Raw genomic sequence first — 17,703 nt, forward strand, 5'->3', positions numbered from 1 at the left:
CTCAGCCCTCGCGGAGCGAGCGGAGCAGCACGAGCACGTCGTCGACGAGGCCGCGGACGACGGGCAGGCGGGTCAGCCGGACGGTCCGGTCGACCAGGGGGGCCACCCCGGCGACCAGCGTGCGGGTGCGTCGCTGGTCGGGGCTGCGGTCGTGCACCCAGAACAGCACGACACCCATGTGCAGGAGCCACAGCAGCTCGGGCAGCTCCTCGCGGAGTGCGGGCGCGAGCTTGAGGTCGGACCCCTCCACGGTGCGGCGGAAGAGCGCCGTGCTCGCCTCACGCGCCGGAGTCGACTCCACCGAGAAGGGGGAGAGCGGGGACGTCGGGTCGGCCGCGTTGCGGAAGAACTGACCCCCGAAGCCGTGGTAGGGCGCCGCGACGTCGACATAGCTCTCGAGCACCCCGCGCAACCGCTCGCCGAACGCGGTCGCCGAGAGCGCGGGCTCGGCGGCCGCGGCGTGCTCGACCTGGATCTGGTCGTAGAAGGCCTGGATCAGCTCCTCCTTGCCGGAGAAGTAGTAGTAGGCGCTGCCCAGCGAGACGCCGGCCTCGTCGGCGATCGCGCGCATCGTCGTGGCGTCGTAGCCACCGGCGCGGAAGAGCCGGAGGGCGGCGGTGACGATGCCGCTGCGGGTCAGCTCCGCCTTCGCGGTCCGCTTGTCGGGCACGCGCGCCACCCTAGGCGACGGGTCCCGTCGTCGTCCGGGGCTGCGGGGTCGCGAGGCCGGCGACCCAGCGGGCCAGCGGGCCGCCGAGCAGCGAGGCGCCGGCGAGCACGACGACCCACCAGGTGGCGTCGCCGTCGATCCCGGAGACGTCGAACCCGGAGGCGACGACGAAGGGCGCCAGCATGGTCAGGGGCGGCAGCACGTGGCCGAGCACGCGCGCCCGGCGGCGGGCCCGCTCGCGGGGGAGGTGACGTCCCACGAGGAAGGTCATCTCCAGGCCGACGACCACGCCCGTGACCAGTCCGGCCACCGACCCGTACATGCTCCCGGCCACGAGCATGATCCAGAGCTCCGACCAGTCGCCGCCGCCCGCGGCGTCCACCGCAGCCACGCCGACCAGCAGCACCACGCCCACGAGGGCACCGCTCATCGCGCCCAGCAGCGCGCCCGTCGGGAGCCACAGGATCTCCGGCCGCCACCGCTCGTCGTCCATGTCGCCTCGCTTGTTTCGAACGTGTTCAAAACAAGGTGGCACAAAATATGAACACGTTCAACTCATGGCCTCACAACCCCATCGCGGTCCGGGCGTCGGCCAGGACCGGTTCGGTCAGCTCGCGGCAGCGGGCCGATCCGCGGGCGAAGACGTCGTCGACGTGGACCGGGTCGGCCGCGAGGTCGACGTAGCGCTTCTGCAGGGGCTCGAGGACGGCCACGACGGCGTCGGTGACGGCAGCCTTGAGCGCGCCGTAGGTCGTGAGACCCTCGGCCGAGCCGCCGCACGCGACGAGGACGTCGATCAGGTTGGTCACGCCCGGCTTGGCCTCGCGGTCCGCGCGGACGGCGTCGGGCCCGGTGTCGGAGTCGGTGACGGCGCGCGCCACCTTGCGGCGTACGACGTCGGGCGGGTCGAGGAGCAGGATGCTGCCGGGCCCCTCGACCGACTTGCTCATCTTCCGGGTCGGCTCGGCGAGGTCCATGACCCGCGCGCCGGCCGCCGGTGTGACGACCTCGGGGACCGTGAACACCGGTCCGTAGGTGGCGTTGAAGCGCAGCGCGAGGTCGCGTGTCAGCTCGACGTGCTGGCGCTGGTCGTCGCCGACCGGGACCTGGGCCGGGCGGTGGAGCAGGATGTCGGCCGCCATCAGGACCGGGTAGGTGAAGAGGGAGCAGCGCGTCGAGGGGACGCCCCGTCCCTTCTCCTTGAACTGGATCATCCGGTTCAGCTCGCCGGTGTGGGCCGTGCACTCGAGCAGGTAGGCGAGCCCGGTGTGGGCCGGGACCGCCGACTGCCGGAAGAGCGTCGCCCGGTCGAGCCCGGCGGCGAGCAGCAGCGTCATCAGCTCGCGGGTGCGGGTCCGGAGCAGGGCGGGGTCGTGCGGCGTGGTCATGGCGTGCAGGTCCGAGATCCCGTAGCGGGCCCGGTCGTCGGTCGGGCCCTGGCGCTCGGCCATCGGCCGCAGCGCGCCGAGCAGGTTGCCGAGCGTGAGCCGGCCCGACGGGGTCAGCAGCGAGAGGGTCGTGGTCATCGGTGTCTCCTGTGGGTGAGTGCCCACGGAGGGTCCGGACATGACGAACGGCCGCCCGTGGGCGGCCGTGGATGAGGGGTGTGCTCGATCGGTGGTCCGCCGTCAGGCGGGCCACCACTGCTGGACGCGGGTCGAGGTCACGGCCTCAGTGTGCCACGAGCTCGAGCTCGTCGAGCGACCTCACGCGACGTACGCCGGCGTCCGGGTGGGCGTCGTGCCGGTCCAGCAGGACCGCGGCAGCCCGGCCGCGCTCGCGCCGTGGACGTCGTCGGCGAGCGAGTCGCCCACCATCAGGGTCGCGCCCGGCTCCGTGCCGAGCCGTCCGCACGCCGCGTGGAACGCCGCGGGGTGCGGCTTGGAGACGGGCAGGGCCGAGGAGGCGACGACGACGTCGACGACCGTGGTGATGCCGGCGCGCGCCGCCTTCAGCACCTGCCGCTCGGCCATGCCGTTCGTCAGCACCCCGACGCGGAGCCCGGCGTCACGGGCACGACGGAGCGTCGGCAGGGCGTCGGGGAAGGGCACGCACGCCGCGTCGTAGTGGTGGCGGTAGGTGTCGAACGCGGCGTCGGCCTCGTCGTCGCGGAGCGAGGGATCCTCCAGCAGGTCGCGCACCCGGGCGCGCCGCTGCTCGTCGTAGGTCAGCTCGCGGTCCTGGAATCGGCGGTAGTGGAGCGCGGACACCCCGGTCCAGCGGGCCACGAGGCCCGGACGGTCCTCGCCCATCCACGCCACCACGGCGGAGGCGGCCGCCGACGCCTGGTCGACGAGGGTGTCGTCGAGGTCGAACAGCACGCCGTCCATCCCGGCCAGTCTGCCCGACGTCCGGCCCGCGGGACCCGGCGGTAGCCTCGACGCATGGAGCACTGCTCGGGGCCGGCGTGCGTCGCCTTCGACCAGACCCTCACCGAGTACGACTTCGGCGTCGCCCACCCGATGTCCCCGGTCCGCGTCGACCTGACGATGCGGCTCGCCGAGGAGCTCGGCGTCCTCGAGCACCTGCCGACGGTGCCGGCGCCGGTCGCGACCCGCGAGGACCTGCTCACCGTCCACACGCCGGAGCTGGTCGATGCCGTCGCGCGGGCCGGTGAGACCGGCGAGCACGACGATCGCCACGGCCTCGGGAGCGACGACAACCCCGTCTTCCGCGGCATGCACCACGCGGCCTCCCACGTCGTGGGGGCGACCCTGGCCGCCGTCGACGAGGTGTGGTCGGGCCGTCGCCTCCACGGCGCGAACATCACCGGCGGGCTCCACCACGGCATGCCCGACCGGGCCAGCGGCTTCTGCATCTACAACGACGTCGCCGTCGGGATCCGGCGACTGCTCGACCAGGGCGCCGAGCGCGTCGCCTACGTCGACGTCGACGTCCACCACGGCGACGGGGTGGAGAAGATCTTCTGGAACGACCCGCGGGTGCTCACGATCTCCCTCCACGAGACCGGCCAGATGCTCTTCCCCGGCACCGGCTTCCCGCCCGACAGCGGCGGCCCGGACGCCCCGGGCACGGCGGTCAACGTCGCCCTGCCGCCCGGCACCTCCGACGCGGGGTGGCTGCGCGCCTTCCACGCCGTCGTGCCGCCGGTGCTGCGCGAGTGGGAGCCCGAGGTGCTGGTCACCCAGCACGGGTGCGACGGCCACATCAACGACCCGCTCGCCCACATGATGCTGACCGTCGACGGCCAGCGCGCGGCCTACGACGCCCTCCACCAGCTCGCCCACGAGGTGGCCGACGGGCGCTGGGTGGTGACCGGGGGTGGTGGGTACGCCGTCGTCGAGGTCGTCCCACGGGCCTGGACCCACCTGCTCGCGATCGTCGCGGGGCGCCCGCTGGACCCGGCGACCCCGACCCCGGAGGGCTGGCGCGACCACATCGCGCAGCGGCTCGGCGTGGTCGCGCCGCTGCGGATGACCGACGGCCGGACGCCCGCCTACCGCGACTGGTCGGAGGGCTACGACCCCGAGGCGTGGCTCGACCGCGCCATCCACGCCACGCGCACCGAGGTGTTCCCGCTCCACGGCCTCGACCCCCTGCCCTGACCTCCCGGTGTCCGGGCACGGTGGACCAGACCTGGACCACCGACGGGAGGTAAAATCATGGCGACGGCAAGCGGACACGCCGAGCCCCATCGGTTTCATTGGTGATTTGCTTCCCCACCAATCACACAGGCCCTATCCTTCACGTGCACGTGGGCCCGACCGGCGGGGAAGCCGGAGGCGTGCCCCTACGAGAAAGCGGTGCACGATGGAGAGCAAGCCCGACCCCAAGTTCCTGACGGTGGCCGAGGTCGCGACGATGATGCGCGTCTCCAAGATGACCGTCTACCGCCTCGTCCACTCCGGTGAGCTGCCGGCCGTCCGCGTCGGGCGCTCCTTCCGCGTCACCGAGGAGGACGTGGACGAGTACCTCCGCAAGAGCTTCTACAGCGCCGGCTGACCGACCGGCGCCGTCGGTGGGCTGGACGCCGAATCGGTGAGTCACGCACCGACGGATAGGCTGACCGGAGCCCGCGGGTGCACCCGTGCGGCCCCTCAGTCCTGAAAGGTTCCACAGTGGGTTCTGTCATCAAGAAGCGCCGCAAGCGCATGGCGAAGAAGAAGCACCGCAAGCTGCTGAAGAAGACGCGGGTGCAGCGTCGCAAGCTCGGCAAGTAAGGGCCGGCGCCCCTCTCGGGAAGCCAGCCCCGCCCCCATGAGCGCCGCCGGCAAGGTCGTCCTGGTCACCGGGGTCTCCCGCGACCTCGGTCGCCGGCACGCGCGTGCGCTCGCGGGCACCCCCGGCATCGACCGGGTGATCGGTGTCGACGTCGTCCCGCCCCGCGGTGACATCGGCGACGTCTCCTTCGTGCGCGCCGACATCCGCACCCCGGTGATCGCCAAGGTGATCGCCAAGGAGGACGTCGACACGGTCGTCCACATGAGTGTGATCGCGACCCCCGGCAGCGCCGGGGGCCGCCACACCATGAAGGAGCTCAACGTCATCGGGACGATGCAGCTCCTCGCGGCGGCGCAGAAGGCGCCGGGGCTGCGCCACCTGGTGGTGAAGTCGACCTCGACGGTCTACGGCGCCAGCAGCCGCGACCCCGCGATGTTCACCGAGGACATGGAGCCCCGACGGGCACCGCGGTCGGGCTACGCCAAGGACGCGGCCGAGGTGGAGGGCTACGTCCGCGGCTTCGCGCGGCGCCGGCCCGACGTCCGGGTGACGCTGCTGCGCTGCGCGAACGTGGTCGGCCCCCACGTGCAGAGCCCGATCACGTCCTACTTCCGGCTCCCGGTGGTGCCGACCGTCCTCGGCTTCGACCCGAGGCTGCAGTTCCTCCACCAGGACGACCTGCTCGGGGTCCTCGCCCACGCCGTCACCGACGGTGCTGCCGGGACGTTCAACGTCGCCGGCGACGGGGTGCTGCTGCTCTCCCAGGCGATCCGGCGGCTCCAGCGACCCACGGTGGCGCTGCCGTCCTTCGCGGTCGGCAGCCTCGGCTCGGTGCTGCGCTCGGCGCGGGTCGCCGACTTCTCGCCCGAGCAGCTCTCCTTCCTCACCTTCGGTCGTGGCATCGACACGACACGCATGCGTGAGGAGCTCGGCTTCCACCCGCGCCACACCAGCGAGGAGGCGTTCGAGGACTTCGGCCGCTCCCTGGTCCGCCCCGACGGCTACGCCGTGCGCGCCATCGACGCGGCCAGCCGCGTCGTCGAGCCCGGCCCCGGTGTACGCCACGAGCTGGAGGAGGTACGCCGTGGGTGACGCCGAGATCATCCCGCTCGGCACCCGGGGTCGCCCCGGGCGCGGCAGCGGCAACGCCCGGCCCTCGAGCGCCGCCCGCAGCCTCGCCGGCGGCCCGGCCCGCAAGGAGCCGCCGACGCCGGAGCCGGAGGAGACCGTCGCCCCGGAGGCCGAGGTCGAGGACGACGTCGCGGACGTCGAGCGGCCTGCGGTCACCACCGAGGAGCGCTCGCCGGTCGCCGGCATCACCGCGGGGGAGTGGCTCGGCGCCTTCCAGTTCGCGGCCAAGGAGCTCTTCGGCGAGCAGTGGGAGCCCCAGCTCGCGCGGTTCCTCGCCTTCCTGCGCCGCCGGGTGACCGGCGACTACGTCGTCGACGACTACGGCTTCGACGCCGAGGTCACCCAGCGGTTCCTCATGACCGCGCTGCGCCCCATCGCCCAGAAGTGGTTCCGGATCGAGGTCCGGGGCGCCGACAACATCCCGGCCGACGGCGGGGCGCTCGTGGTCTCCAACCACTCCGGCACGCTGCCGATGGACGCCCTCATGACGCTGGTGACCGTCCACGACCACACCGGCCGCCACCTGCGTCCGCTCGGCGCCGATCTCGTCTTCCGGATGCCTGTCGTGAGCTCGGTCGCCCGGCGCAGCGGGGCGACCCTCGCCTGCCAGGAGGACGCCGAGCGGATGCTCGCCGGCGGCGAGCTCGTCGGCGTGTGGCCCGAGGGGTTCAAGGGCATCGGCAAGCCCTACGCCGAGCGCTACAAGCTCCAGCGCTTCGGCCGGGGCGGCTTCGTCTCCGCCGCCCTGCGCACGGGCGTCCCGATCGTCCCGCTCTCGGTCGTGGGCGCCGAGGAGATCTATCCCCTCGTCGGCAACGTCCCGGCACTCGCGCGGCTGCTCGGCGTGCCCTACGTCCCGATCACGCCGTTCTTCCCGTGGCTCGGTCCGCTCGGGCTGGTGCCGCTGCCGTCGAAGTGGCTGCTCGAGTTCGGCGAGCCGATCCGCACCGACGCCTTCGAGGACGGCGCCGCCGACGACCCGATGCTGGTCTTCAACGTCACCGACCAGGTCCGCGAGACGATCCAGCAGACGCTCTACTCGCTGCTGATGCAGCGGGAGTCCGTCTTCCGCGGGAACTCGCCCGCGGCCGAGTGAGCTCCTAGGGGAGCAGGTCGTCGACGGTGTCGTCGAGCCCGTCCTCGACGTCGTCGAGCACGTCGTCGAGCGGGTCGATGCCGGTCTTGCCGTCCTTGCCGCCGCCGGTGGAGGTGTTGCCGCCGCCGGTGAGGGCGTCGGCGATCTCCTCGATCGGGCCGGTGGAGTCGTCGCCGTCGGCACCGCCGCCGGGCAACGGGTCGGTGCCGACCGTGCCGCCGGTCCCGGTGGAGCCGTCACCGCCCTTGCCCTGGGTCCCCTTGCTCGTGGTCCCGCCGCCGTTCTTCGCGCCGCCGGACTTCTGGGACGACACGACGGGCGCGGGCACCGTCTCGACGAGGCTCGGCTCGCTGACCTGGCCGGCGGAGGAGAGGAGCACGGACGGGATCTGGGTGATGCCGCCGGTGCAGGCCGGGCAGACCTGGGCCGCGGCGGCGTCGATCTCGGTCAGGACCTCGGCGGCGTACTGGAGCTCGTCCTTCGCCTCGTCGGGCAGCAGCGCCTCGAGCTGGGCGAGGGTGTCGAGGCTGGAGGCGGCGAAGTCGCGCAGCTCCTCGACCGAGGCGGTGTCGCCGGTCTGCTCGTAGTCGCCGAGGATCAGGTCGGAGGCCTCGAGCGACTGGTCGCTGAAGGTGACCAGGGTGCTGGCCACCGCCGGGCCCTCGCGCAGGTCGCCGGTCCGGAGCAGCTCGGTGACCTCGGTGAGCCGGTCGGTGGCGTTGCCGAGCAGGGAGACGCCGCGGGCGTCGTCGCTGAGCTGGGCTCCGGTGCCGGCGTCCTCGATGATCCGCTTGAGCGGGTAGAGCAGCTCCCCGGGCAGCGCCGACTGGGCGGCCACGGCCAGGGAGGTCGAGGCGCCGACCATGGCGGCGGCACCCACGAGCACCGCGATCCGTCGGTCGCGGGCCTTCGCCCGCGGCGGCAGCGTCAGTCGCTGGACCTCGTCGGTCGGGGCCGGGACCAGCAGCTCGTCGGCGGCGTCCATGAGACGTTCGCGCAGCGAGGCGGAGAACTCGGGCCGGGGCGCGGCGGGCTCGACCGAGCGCAGCGCCGTCACGAGCTCGAGGAGGTCGGCGGTCCGGGTGTCCGGGCGCGCCCCGTCCGCCCGCCCGGTCGAGAGGCTCTCGACGAGGCGGTCGAACTCCTCGGCGCGTCGCGCCGGGAACACCGGGCTCATGCTGCTGGTCCTGTCTGGTCGACGGGGTCGGTCGACTGCCCCAACGACCCCGCCTGAGCAGGGGTTACGGGTGTGGCCGTGGTGACCGATGGGTAACTTGCGGTGGGCTCGATCACGGTCACCTCACCCCCTCCGGCATCAGCTTCGCGAGGTTGCGTACGCCGCGCAGCTGGAGCTGCTTGACCGCGCCGTCGCTGCGGCCCAGGACGGCGGCGGTCTCGGCGATCGACATGCCCTGGAGGAACCGCATGACCAGGCAGTCGCGCTGCTCGTCGGGCAACCGCTTCAGCGCCTCCAGCAGCACCTCGTGGGTCAGCGACTCCAGGACGGCGTCCTCGGGGCCGTCGGTGGTGTCGTCGTGGGCCGACATGTCCTCGGTCGTCATCTCGAGGCGGGTGCGGCCGGCCTTGAAGTGGTCGGTGCAGAGGTTGCGGGCGATGGTCATCAGCCAGGCGCCGAAGTCCTTGCCCTGCCAGCGGAAGTTGTTCATCGAGCGCAGCGCGCGGAAGAAGGTCTCCGAGGTCAGGTCCTCGGCGAGCTGGACCGAGCGGGTGCGGTAGAAGAGGAAGCGGTAGACCGAGCCGTGGTAGTGGTCGTAGAGGAGACCGAACGCGTCGGCGTCACCGCCGCGCGCGAGCTCGACCAACGCGATCAGCCGGGTGCCCTCGGCCTCGTCGGCCTCCGAGGACGCGGCCTGGTCGTGGTCGCGGAAGGGGTCCGAGCCGGGGTCCGCGGACGGGCCGGTGCTGGTGGACGCCTCGCTCAGCAACCAGCCGGCAGCCTGCGGCCCACCGGCGGTGGCGGGGACCGCAGTGGGCACCAGGACGGCGGCGACGGCCGCGCGGAGGTCGTCGAGACCCCGCACGAGCTGGTCACGCTGCACGTCCCACTGCATGGCGTTGACAGGTCCTCCCGATCGCAGACGGCTCTCCCCCGGGCCGTCCGACATGGTAAGCGTCACACGGATCGGCGGGGAAGGATCGCGGAGGAGAACGTGGTCCAGACCACACCGCGACCCCGCTGAGCGCCCGCGCGGCGGCTTGCGCGACCGGAAGTCGGGCGTCCGGGGTTCAGTGGCGGCGGCGGTAGGCGACCCCGGCGGCGACGGCGCCGCTGACGGCGCCCGCGGCGGCGCCGACGAACAGCCCGGTCCGGGCGGCCTTCCGGCCGGTGCGGTAGTCGCGCACCCGCCAGCCCTCGGCCCGCGCGTGGGCGCGGAGCCGCGCGTCGGGGTTGATGGCGCACGGGTCGCCGACCAGCGTGAGCATCGGCAGGTCGTTGTAGGAGTCGGAGTAGGCCGAGCAGCGGTCGAGGTCGAGGCCCTCCCGCTCGGCGAGCGCCCTGACCGCCTCGCTCTTGGCCGGGCCGTGGAGCATGTCGCCGACCAGGCGGCCGGTGTAGACCCCGTCGACGTGCTCGGCCACCGTGCCCATCGCACCGGTCAGGCCGAGCCGCCGGGCGATGATCTGGGCGATCTCGATCGGCGCGGCGGTGACCAGCCAGACCCGCTGGCCCTGGTCGAGGTGGAGCTGGGCCAGCGCGCGGGTGCCGGGCCAGATCCGGTGGGCCATCGCCTCGTCGAAGATCTCCTCGCCGAGCTCCTCGAGCTCGGCGACGGTGTGGCCCTCGATGAAGGACAGCGCCGAGGCGCGGGTCTGGGCGACGTGCTCGAGGTCCTCGACGCCGACCACGCGGAAGTAGGCCTGCTTGTAGGCGGCGCCGAGGATGTCGCGGGTCGTGAAGAACTTGCGGCGGTGGAGGCCGCGGGCGAGGTGGAAGATGCTCGCGCCCTGCATCACCGTGTTGTCGACGTCGAAGAAGGCAGCGGTGTGGGGATCGGCGGGGGTGCTGAGGGCCGTCTCGACCTCCGCGGCAGAAGCCGCCGCCTCGCCCGCGAGCGTGGAGCGCTGTCGCAGGTCCAGCGGGCGCCGCGGCTTCTCCGGAGTCATGCGGGGGATCGTAGACGGCTCCCCGGACCGCCACACGGGACCGGACGTCTGTGCGAGGATCGCGCGCATGCCCGAGCCGCTGCCGGACCTCGCCGGACTCCTGTCCGGCGCCGCGACCGAGTGTCCCGACCGGGTGGCGCTGGTGGTCGAGGACGGCCGCACCTTCACCTGGCGCGAGCTCGACGACGAGGTCGCACGGGTCGCGACCGGTCTCGGCGAGGCCGGGGTCGTCGCCGGCCAGCGGGTGATGCTGGTCCTCGGCAACCGGGTCGAGCTGGTGACGTCCTACCTGGGGGTGCTCCGCGCCCAGGCGGTTGCGGTCCCCGTCAACCCGACCTCGACCGCCCACGAGCTGGGCCTGCTCCTCGAGCACTCCGGCTCCGTGCTGGTCGTTGCCGAGCCCGCGACGCTGCCCGCGGTCCGCGAGGCCGCCACGTCGACCCCGACCCGGGTCGTCGTCGTGGGGGATCCCGGCGAGGGCGAGCTCGGCTGGGACCGCCTCGTCGACGTCGAGCCCCGGCCGGTGCCGGTCCTGCCCGATCCCGACAAGCTGGCCTGCCTCCTCTACACCAGCGGTACGTCGGGCCGCCCGCGCGCCGCGATGCTCACCCACCGTGCCCTGCTCGCGAACCTCGACCAGGTCGCGGAGGTCGAGCCACCGATGATGCACGGCGACGACGTGGTGCTCGGCGTGCTGCCCCTCTTCCACGTCTACGGCCTCAACGCCGTCCTCGGCGGGGTGCTCCGCCACCGCTGCCGGCTGGTGCTGGCCGAGCGGTTCGACCCCCACGACACCCTCGACCTCGTCGAGGACCAGGCGTGCAGCGTCCTGCCGCTCGCCCCGGCGGTCTTCCCCCACTGGCTCGGGATCGAGGGCCTGCGCGAGCGGCTGGGGCCGGTGCGGCTCGTCCTCTCGGGCTCGGCGCCCTTGTCGCCGGAGGTCGTCGAGCGCTTCACCGCGGCCACCGGCCTCCCGGTCCACCAGGGCTACGGGCTGACCGAGGCCGCGCCGGTCGTCACCAGCACGCTCTGCTCGTCGGAGGTCCGGTCCGGCTCGGTCGGCGCCGCCCTCCCGGGCGTCGAGCTGCGGCTGGTCGACGACCGTGGGGAGTCCCCCGAGGGCGAGGACGCGGGCGAGATCCAGGTGCGCGGCGCCAACCTCTTCAGCGGCTACTGGCCCGACGGCGCCGACGGTCCCGACGAGGAGGGCTGGTGGTCGACCGGCGACATCGGCTTCCTCGACCGCGGCGACCTCTTCCTCGTCGACCGGCTCAAGGAGCTCGTCATCGTCTCCGGGTTCAACGTCTACCCCAGCGAGGTCGAGGACGTCGTCCGTGACGCCGACGGGGTGCTCGAGGTCGCCGTGATCGGCGTCGACGACGACGAGACGGGAGAGGCGGTCGTCGCCTACGTCCGACCGGCTCCCGGTGCCGACCCCGGCGAGGTGGCCGCGGCCGTCCGGGCCCGCTGCGAGCAGCGGCTGGCCCGCTTCAAGCAGCCCTCGCGGGTCGAGGTCGTCGACGAGCTCCCCCTCACCGTGACCGGCAAGGTCCAGAAGGGCCGGCTCCGCGGTCTGGAGCGCCGCCGCGCGATGGGACTCCTCGAGTGACCGCGCGGGTCACCCTCTACACCCGGCCCGGCTGCCACCTCTGCGCCGAGGCGCGGACGGTCGTCGAGCGGGTCTGCGCCGACCTCGGCGAGACCTACGAGGAGGTCGACATCACCACCGATGCTGCCCTGCTCGAGCGCTTCACCGAGGAGATCCCGGTGACCTTCGTCGACGGCCGCCAGCACGACTTCTGGCGCGTGGACGAGCAGCGGCTGCGGGCCGCGCTCGGGTGAGGCGGCCCGACGAGCTCGCCGAGGCCCTGGCCTGGGCGGGCGACGCCGTGGGCAGCGCGGTCGTGGTCGACCAGCGGCTCGCCGGCGGCATGACCTCGTGGATGACGCGGCTCGAGCACGCCGACGGAGCCACGAGCGTGCTCCGGCTCGTGACCGAGGAGCCGTGGCGCCGCCACGGCCCGGACCTGGTGGCGCGCGAGGCCCGGACCCAGCAGCAGCTCGCGGGAACGCCGGTCCCCGCGCCGTCGAGCGTCGCCACGGGCGTCGTCGGGGGAGTGGCGGCCCACCTGATGACGCTGCTGCCGGGCAGGCCGGGCGACGGGCCGGTCACCGCGTTGGCCCGGCTGCTCGCCGACATCCACGAGGTCGTCGCCGACCCGGCACCGCGGACGTTCCAGTCCTGGGCCTGGGAGGCCAAGCGGATCGTCCCCGACTGGTCGTCGCGGCCGGAGGCGTGGCGTCGCGCCTTCGACGTGCTCGCCGCGGGCGAGCCCACGTGGGAACCCTGCTTCCTCCAGCGCGACTTCGGTCCGCGCAACGTGCTGTGGCAGGGCGAGCGGGTCAGCGGCGTCGTCGACTGGGTGGAGACCTCGACCGGACCGGCGTGGCTCGACGTCGCCCACGGTGCGTCGAACCTCGCTCTCCGGCACGGTCCGGCCGAGGCCGCCCGGCTCGCGGCGGCGTACGTCGCCGAGACGGGACGTCGGCGCGAGCCGTGGTGGGAGCTGCTCGACGTGGTCGGCTTCCTGCCCCCGCCGGGGGGTGCCCTCTGGGACCTCGGCGCGCCCGGCTGGGAGGCCCTGGAGGACCTGCTCGTCGACGCCCTCGACCACCTGTCCTGAGGTCGGTGTGGAGCCTCGACACCCCGGTGGGTGTGCGGATTCCCACATGTGCTAGCCGGGCGTCACGCTCGATTTGTTCCCCCGTTCACAAACTCCTACTGTGAACGACGCCGCTCGGCCCTTCCCGGGTTCCCGAGGCCCGCGTCGGGCGGCTGGAAAGCGGAGCAGTGACTTCAGCGAGGACGCCCCACGAGACCGCCCGGGAGATCCCCGAGGCGACCGTCGCCCGGCTGCCCGTCTACCTGCGGGCGCTGTCCACCCTCGCCGACTCCGGCACCACCACCTGCTCCAGCGAGGCGCTCGCCCAGGCCGCCGGCGTCAACAGCGCCAAGCTCCGCAAGGACCTCTCCTACCTCGGCTCCTACGGCACCCGCGGGGTCGGCTACGACGTCGACTACCTGCGCTACCAGATCGCGCGTGAGATCGGGGTGACCCAGGACTGGCCCGTGGTCATCGTCGGCATCGGCAACCTCGGCCACGCGCTCGCCAACTTCTCCGGCTTCCGCAGCCGGGGCTTCCGGGTCGTCGCGCTGCTCGACGCCGATCCCCGGCGCCAGGCCGAGGTCGTGGCCGGCGTCGACGTCCGACCCTTCGACCACCTCGAGGCGATCGTCGCCGAGCACGGCGTCGCGATCGGCGTCATCGCCACGCCTGCCGCCGCGGCCCAGGACGTCGCCGACCGGATGGTCGAGGCCGGCATCACCAGCATCCTCAACTTCGCCCCGACGGTGCTGAGCGTCGGCGAGGGCGTCGACGTCCGCAAGGTCGACCTCTCCATCGAGCTCCAGATCCTCGCCTACCACGAGCAGCGCAAGAACGGCGCGCTCGGTGAGGAGGACGCCTCATGAGCGTCCTCGTGGTGGGCATCTCCCACAAGTCGGCCCCGGTCGCGCTCCTCGAGCGGGTCGCCCTCGACAGCGACGGCGTGACCAAGCTGCTCGGTGACGTCGTCTCCAGCGCCCACGTCACCGAGGCCGCGGTCATCGCCACCTGCAACCGGCTCGAGATCTATGCCGAGGTCGACCGCTTCCACGGCTCCGTCGAGGAGGTCTCCGGGCTGCTCGTCGAGCGCGCCGGCGAGCGCACCGAGTCGATGCTGCCCCACCTCTACGTCCACTACGAGGACGGCGCCGTCTCCCACCTGTTCCACGTCGCCGCCGGGCTCGACTCGATGGCGGTCGGCGAGGGTCAGATCCTCGGCCAGACGCGGTCGGCACTCCGCGTCGGCCAGGAGCACGGCACCGTCGGCTCCGCCCTCAACGTCCTCTTCCAGCAGGCGCTGCGCGTCGGCAAGCGCTCGCGTGCCGAGACCGGGATCGACCAGGCCGCCCCGACCCTCGTCACCGAGGCGCTCGCGGCCGTCGCCCCCGAGGGTGTGGCCGACCGCAAGGTCGTCGTCCTCGGCGCGGGCGGCATGGCCGGGCTCGCCACCGCGACCGTCGCCCGGATGGGCGCGCGCGACGTCGTCGTCGTCAACCGCACCGCGGACAACGCCAGCCGCCTCGCCGACGAGTACGCCGTCCGCTGGGCCGGTCTCGACCTGCTCGACGGCGAGCTGGCCGACGCCGACGTCCTCATCACCTGCACCGGGGCCGCCGGCGTGCTGCTCGGCGCCGCGCAGGTGCAGGCCGCACGTCCCGACCACCACCCGCTGGCGATCGCCGACCTCGCGCTGCCCCACGACGTCGAGCCCGCCGCGGGCGACCTGCCCGGCGTGACGCTCGTCGGACTGGCCGACCTCGCCGAGCGGCTGCGTGACAGCGACGCCGGCCGCGAGATCGACGGCGTGCGACGCATCGTCGGCGAGGAGGTCACCGCCTTCCTCTCGGCCCGGCGCCAGGCCAGCGTGACCCCGACCGTCGTCGCCCTGCGCTCGATGGCCACCGACGTGGTCGAGGCCGAGATGGCGCGGCTGGTCGCCCGGCTGCCCGACCTCGACGACGCCACGCGCGACGAGGTCCTCCACACGCTGCGGCGTACCGCGGACAAGCTGCTCCACCAGCCCACAGTCCGGGTCAAGGAGCTCGCCGACCAGACCGGCGCGGTGTCGTACGCCGCGGCCCTCGCCGAGCTGTTCTCCCTCGACTCCGACGCGGTGGACGCCATGACCCGTCCCAGTGGGGAGGCGGTCCAGTGACGACCACCGCACTCCGGCTCGGCACCCGTGCGTCGGCGCTGGCCACGACCCAGTCCGGCCACGTCGCCGACCTGGTCCGCAACCGTCTCGGCCGCGAGGTCGAGCTGGTCGAGATCACGACCGAGGGCGACACCTCCAGCGCGCCGCTGGCCCAGATGGGCGGGACCGGCGTCTTCGTGAGCTCCCTGCGCCAGGCACTCCTCGACGGCCGCATCGACCTCGCCGTCCACTCGCTCAAGGACCTCCCGACGGCCCCGTGCGACGGCATCGCCCTCGCCGCCGTGCCGCAGCGCGAGGACCCCCGCGACGTCGTCGTCGCCCGTGACGGGCTCACCCTGGGCGAGCTCCCGGCCGGCTCCCGCGTCGGCACCGGCTCTCCCCGCCGCGCGGCCCAGCTCCACGCCCTCGGCCTCGGCCTCGAGGTCGACGGCATCCGCGGCAACGTCGACACCCGGATCGGCAAGGTCCGCTCCGGCGACTACGACGCCGTCGTCCTCGCCCGTGCGGGCCTCGCCCGGCTGGGCCGGCTCGACGAGGCCACCGAGGTGCTCGACCCGCTCCAGCTGCTGCCGGCCCCCGGGCAGGGCGCGCTGGCCGTCGAGTGCCGGGCCGACGACACCACGCTCGTGACCGCGCTGGCCGCGCTGGAGGACCCCGGTTCCCGCGCCGCCGTCGAGGCCGAGCGCTCAGTTCTCGCCACCCTCGAGGGTGGTTGCTCGGCCCCGGTCGGGGCCCTCGCCGAGGTGGTCGAGGGTGACGACGGGGACGAGCTGTGGGTCAGGGCGGTCGCCCTGTCCCACGACGGCGGTCTCTCGGTGCGGATGTCCGCATCGGGGTCGCCGGCCGACGCCGCCGGCGTCGGCACCCGGTTGGCCGACGAGATGCTCGCCGAGGGCGCGGCCGACCTGATGGGCACAGCCCTCTCATCACCAGTCCCATCCGAAGCACTGACCGAAGCACCAGCGAAGAGGCAGGACGCATGACGCGAGCCACGACCAGCACCAGCGGGTCCCTTCCCCCGACCAGCCAGCCCGGATGGGTCTCCTTCGTCGGGGCAGGTCCCGGCGACCCCGACCTCCTGACGGTCCGCGCCGTCGAGCTGCTCCGGCAGGCCGACGTGGTCGTCACCGAGCAGCCCGAGCACGAGCCGATGGTCCGGCAGCTGCTCGGCCTCCCGGCCGTGGCGGCCGAGGAGGCCGACGCGCCGGAGCACCCGCTGTTCGTCGACGGCGGTTTCGGCGAGGACGGCCAGCCGCTCACCCACGCCGCGCGAGGCAAGGTCGTGGTCAAGCACGGCAAGAAGCTGCGCGTGGTCCGGCTGATGACCGGTGACCCCTTCCTCTACGCCTCCGGCCCCGAGGAGGCGCAGGCCTGCGCCAAGGCGGGCGTCGGCTTCGAGATCGTCCCGGGCATCTCCAGCGTCGGCTCGGTCCCGGCCTACGCCGGCATCCCGCTCTCGACCAAGGAGAACCGTGAGGTCACCGTCGTGACCTGCGGCGGCAAGACCGACTGGTCGCGCTACGCCGACGACCGCACCCTGGTCCTGCTCAGCGCCGTCGGCCAGATCGGCGAGATCGCCGACGCCCTGGTCGCCGCCGGCCGCCCGGCGGACACGCCGGTCGCGATGACCCGCGTCGGCACCACGACCGAGCAGACCACGGTCTGCTCGACGCTGGCCGACATCGCCGCTGACGCGCGCGCCGCCCGGATGGAGCCGCCTGCGGTCACCGTCATCGGCAAGGTCGTCGACCTCCGCGAGACGCTGTCGTGGTTCGAGACCAAGCCGCTCTTCGGCTGGCGGGTGCTGGTGCCCCGCACCAAGGAGCAGGCCGCCTCGCTCACCACCCGGCTGCGCGGCTACGGCGCGGTCCCCGACGAGGTCCCGACGATCTCCGTCGAGCCGCCCCGCAACCCGCAGCAGATGGACAAGGCCGTCCGCGGCCTGGTCGAGGGCCGCTACGAGTGGATCGCCTTCACCTCCGTCAACGCGGTGAAGGCGGTGCGCGAGAAGTTCGAGGAGTACGGCCTCGACGCCCGCGCCTTCTCCGGGCTGAAGATCGCCGCGGTCGGTGACAAGACCGCCGAGGCGATCGCGGCCTGGGGCCTGCGCGCCGACCTGGTCCCCTCCGCGGAGCACCAGTCCGCCGCCGGGCTGCTCGAGGAGTGGCCGCCCTACGACGACGTGCTCGACCCGATCAACCGCGTCTTCCTGCCGCGCGCCGACATCGCGACCGAGACCCTCGTCGCCGGCCTGATCGACCTCGGCTGGGAGTGCGACGACGTCACGGCCTACCGGACGGTGCGGGCCACCCCGCCGCCGGCGCCGACCCGCGACGCGATCAAGACCGGCAAGTTCGACGCGGTCGTCTTCACCTCGTCCTCGACGGTGCGCAACCTGGTCGGCATCGCCGGCAAGCCCCACCCGTCGACGGTGATCGCTGTCATCGGCCCGGCCACGGCCAAGACCGCCGAGGAGCACGGCCTGCGGGTCGACGTCCTCGCGTCCAAGCCGGACGTCGAGGTGCTGGTCGACGCGCTCGCCGACTTCGGTGCGACCCGTCGGGCCGACCTGCTCGAGGCCGGCCAGCCGGTCACGAAGCCGTCGGAGCGCAAGCCGTCCGGTCGCAGGGCCCGCGCGAAGTGAGCCGCGGTGGGGGGGCGGCGCAGCCGGTCCACC

Annotated in this window: 19 protein-coding genes; 12 read left to right on the top strand and 7 right to left on the bottom strand. The window is 73.5% G+C overall.

Features of this window, described 5'->3' with window-relative positions; translation table 11 throughout:
• Position 1 precedes the first annotated feature (1 nt).
• The 4 genes from ABD091_RS11960 to ABD091_RS11975 form a co-directional block, all read right to left on the bottom strand.
• On the bottom strand, positions 2 to 670 hold the full coding sequence (locus ABD091_RS11960) for a TetR/AcrR family transcriptional regulator (protein ID WP_343918685.1): 669 nt from the start codon (positions 668 to 670) through the stop codon (positions 2 to 4).
• Between the two features lie 10 nt (positions 671 to 680).
• Entirely contained in the window at positions 681 to 1,163 is a 483-nt protein-coding gene (locus ABD091_RS11965; RefSeq protein ID WP_343918686.1) for a hypothetical protein, read from the bottom strand.
• 70 nt (positions 1,164 to 1,233) lie between these two features.
• Complete coding sequence (trpS, locus tag ABD091_RS11970) at positions 1,234 to 2,196, bottom strand: tryptophan--tRNA ligase (protein ID WP_343918688.1); 963 nt, start codon at positions 2,194 to 2,196, stop codon at positions 1,234 to 1,236.
• Positions 2,197 to 2,376: 180 nt separating this feature from the next.
• Positions 2,377 to 3,000, bottom strand: a complete 624-nt coding sequence (locus ABD091_RS11975) for an HAD family hydrolase (protein WP_343918689.1) — start codon at positions 2,998 to 3,000, stop codon at positions 2,377 to 2,379.
• 54 nt (positions 3,001 to 3,054) lie between these two features.
• Here ABD091_RS11975 and ABD091_RS11980 point away from each other — a divergent pair, with 54 nt between their 5' ends.
• The 5 genes from ABD091_RS11980 to ABD091_RS12000 all read left to right on the top strand — a co-directional run bounded on the left by ABD091_RS11980 (position 3,055) and on the right by ABD091_RS12000 (position 7,079).
• A complete protein-coding gene (locus ABD091_RS11980) occupies positions 3,055 to 4,236 on the top strand; it encodes an acetoin utilization protein AcuC (RefSeq protein ID WP_343918690.1) in 1,182 nt (393 codons plus the stop codon).
• Between the two features lie 205 nt (positions 4,237 to 4,441).
• Positions 4,442 to 4,633: a helix-turn-helix domain-containing protein gene (locus tag ABD091_RS11985; RefSeq protein ID WP_343918691.1), complete on the top strand. Its 192-nt coding sequence runs from the start codon at positions 4,442 to 4,444 to the stop codon at positions 4,631 to 4,633.
• 116 nt (positions 4,634 to 4,749) lie between these two features.
• Positions 4,750 to 4,851, top strand: coding sequence for a 30S ribosomal protein bS22 (locus ABD091_RS11990; RefSeq protein ID WP_008356322.1), 102 nt, complete (start codon positions 4,750 to 4,752; stop codon positions 4,849 to 4,851).
• Between the two features lie 37 nt (positions 4,852 to 4,888).
• The gene (locus ABD091_RS11995; RefSeq protein WP_343918692.1) at positions 4,889 to 5,944 is read left to right on the top strand and encodes an SDR family oxidoreductase; all 1,056 of its coding nucleotides are present in this window, start codon (positions 4,889 to 4,891) and stop codon (positions 5,942 to 5,944) included.
• On the top strand, positions 5,937 to 7,079 hold the full coding sequence (locus tag ABD091_RS12000) for a lysophospholipid acyltransferase family protein (RefSeq protein ID WP_343918693.1): 1,143 nt from the start codon (positions 5,937 to 5,939) through the stop codon (positions 7,077 to 7,079). Before ABD091_RS11995 ends, ABD091_RS12000 begins: the two co-directional genes overlap by 8 nt.
• Before the next feature lie 4 nt (positions 7,080 to 7,083).
• Here ABD091_RS12000 and ABD091_RS12005 read toward each other — a convergent pair whose 3' ends face one another.
• The 3 genes from ABD091_RS12005 to ABD091_RS12015 all read right to left on the bottom strand — a co-directional run bounded on the left by ABD091_RS12005 (position 7,084) and on the right by ABD091_RS12015 (position 10,205).
• Positions 7,084 to 8,256, bottom strand: a complete 1,173-nt coding sequence (locus tag ABD091_RS12005; protein WP_343918694.1) for a DUF5667 domain-containing protein — start codon at positions 8,254 to 8,256, stop codon at positions 7,084 to 7,086.
• Positions 8,257 to 8,374: 118 nt separating this feature from the next.
• Positions 8,375 to 9,151, bottom strand: a complete 777-nt coding sequence (locus ABD091_RS12010; protein WP_343918695.1) for a sigma-70 family RNA polymerase sigma factor — start codon at positions 9,149 to 9,151, stop codon at positions 8,375 to 8,377.
• 175 nt (positions 9,152 to 9,326) lie between these two features.
• A complete protein-coding gene (locus ABD091_RS12015) occupies positions 9,327 to 10,205 on the bottom strand; it encodes an HAD family hydrolase (RefSeq protein ID WP_343918696.1) in 879 nt (292 codons plus the stop codon).
• Positions 10,206 to 10,272: 67 nt separating this feature from the next.
• On the opposite strand from ABD091_RS12015, the gene ABD091_RS12020 reads away from it, so the two are divergent.
• From ABD091_RS12020 to ABD091_RS12050, 7 genes are all read left to right on the top strand, one after another.
• Entirely contained in the window at positions 10,273 to 11,814 is a 1,542-nt protein-coding gene (locus tag ABD091_RS12020; RefSeq protein ID WP_343918697.1) for a class I adenylate-forming enzyme family protein, read from the top strand.
• Complete coding sequence (locus ABD091_RS12025) at positions 11,811 to 12,047, top strand: glutaredoxin family protein (RefSeq protein ID WP_343918698.1); 237 nt, start codon at positions 11,811 to 11,813, stop codon at positions 12,045 to 12,047. Before ABD091_RS12020 ends, ABD091_RS12025 begins: the two co-directional genes overlap by 4 nt.
• Entirely contained in the window at positions 12,044 to 12,889 is an 846-nt protein-coding gene (locus tag ABD091_RS12030; RefSeq protein ID WP_343918699.1) for a phosphotransferase family protein, read from the top strand. The genes ABD091_RS12025 and ABD091_RS12030 overlap by 4 nt, the downstream gene beginning before the upstream one ends.
• Before the next feature lie 167 nt (positions 12,890 to 13,056).
• Positions 13,057 to 13,737 carry a redox-sensing transcriptional repressor Rex gene (locus ABD091_RS12035; RefSeq protein WP_343918700.1) on the top strand — a complete coding sequence of 227 codons (681 nt, stop codon included), beginning with the start codon at positions 13,057 to 13,059 and terminating at the stop codon, positions 13,735 to 13,737.
• A complete protein-coding gene (locus ABD091_RS12040) occupies positions 13,734 to 15,026 on the top strand; it encodes a glutamyl-tRNA reductase (protein ID WP_343918701.1) in 1,293 nt (430 codons plus the stop codon). The genes ABD091_RS12035 and ABD091_RS12040 overlap by 4 nt, the downstream gene beginning before the upstream one ends.
• A complete protein-coding gene (gene hemC, locus ABD091_RS12045; RefSeq protein WP_343918703.1) occupies positions 15,023 to 16,009 on the top strand; it encodes a hydroxymethylbilane synthase in 987 nt (328 codons plus the stop codon). Before ABD091_RS12040 ends, hemC begins: the two co-directional genes overlap by 4 nt.
• A complete protein-coding gene (locus tag ABD091_RS12050; RefSeq protein WP_343918705.1) occupies positions 16,006 to 17,670 on the top strand; it encodes a bifunctional uroporphyrinogen-III C-methyltransferase/uroporphyrinogen-III synthase in 1,665 nt (554 codons plus the stop codon). The genes hemC and ABD091_RS12050 overlap by 4 nt, the downstream gene beginning before the upstream one ends.
• Positions 17,671 to 17,703 lie beyond the last annotated feature (33 nt).

Source organism: Nocardioides aestuarii (assembly GCF_039527245.1).
Taxonomy (GTDB): Bacteria; Actinomycetota; Actinomycetes; order Propionibacteriales; family Nocardioidaceae; genus Nocardioides; species Nocardioides aestuarii.